Genomic DNA, 1,207 nt, shown 5'->3' with positions numbered 1-1,207 from the left:
TCATGACCAAACAGAAGCCATGACTTTGGCTGACCGGATTGTCATTATGAATGCAGGTGAAATCCAACAAGTAGGGACACCACTTGAAGTTTATAACAACCCAGAAAATGCCTTTGTTGCTGCTTTTATGGGGTCACCAGCTATGAACTTAGTGGACGTGAAGTATGAAGCTGGCCAAATTCATTTAGAAGGTGGCACGAAACTTGAAGTAACCTTACCAACTCGTCGTATTTTAGATGAGAAAGGTTATGACGGTAAAACAGTTACTTTTGGTATTCGACCAGAAGATATGCAGTCTGAACAATTGGCTTTAGACGCTACACCAGAAACGGTTGTCGAACCAACCATTACGGTATCCGAATTAACAGGGGCAACGTCTATCCTATACTTAGATGTTAAAGGGCAAGAGTTCATTGCTGTGGTAGATGCCCGTGACTACCACGAAGTTGGTTCAACCATCAAGATTGCCTTTAACATGAATAAGGCCCACTTCTTCGATGTTGAAACAGGCAAAGTGATTAAATAGCACGACCAAGGTACATGCGAATCTTAACAAGAACCGTATGTGCCTTTTCCTATCGAAAATAAAGAAACCGGTTGCATTGTTTTGAGATGATATTTTATAAGGAGGACTCACATGACAGAATCAGTAACAAAATTAAAGGTAGGCATTATCGGTTGCGGAGGCATTGGCATGCAGAAGCATTTACCGGCCTTAGTCCAAGTTGAAGGGGTAGAATTGGTGGCTTTTTGTGATTTGGTCGAAGACCGGGCCTTGGCTGGAAAAGCCAAATTTGGGACCAGCGAATCCAGTGTATATACCGATTACCAGAATATGTTGGCTGAAGAAAGCTTAGATGTGGTCCATGTCTGTACCCCAAATGCGACACATGCAGAATTATCCATTGCAGCGCTTGATGCAGGCAACCACGTAATGTGCGAAAAACCAATGGCCAAAACAGCTGAAGAAGGTCGCGCGATGATCGAAGCGGCTGAACGAAACGGTAAAAAATTAACCATCGGCTATCAAAACCGTTTTAGAAAGGACAGCCAATACCTAAAAGCCATCTGCCAAGAGGGTCAATTAGGAGAAATTTACAATGCTAAAGCGCATGCTATTCGTCGTCGTGCTGTCCCAACTTGGGGTGTATTCCTTGATGAGGAAGCGCAAGGCGGAGGCCCTTTAATTGATATCGGTACCCATGCA

General features: G+C 43.7%; 2 protein-coding genes. Both read left to right on the top strand.

From position 1 onward, the window contains the following. The coding region (locus ACRCJ0_RS14575; protein ID WP_431390925.1) for a TOBE domain-containing protein at nucleotides 1–526 on the top strand (526 nt) is incomplete at its 5' end. 111 nt (nucleotides 527–637) lie between these two features. After that, nucleotides 638–1,207, top strand: a 570-nt coding sequence (locus ACRCJ0_RS14570) for a Gfo/Idh/MocA family protein (protein ID WP_431390923.1), incomplete at its 3' end; no start/stop codon positions are given.

The organism is Aerococcus sp. L_32, from assembly GCF_050689315.1.
This window is presented reverse-complemented; position numbering and strand designations above follow the sequence as displayed.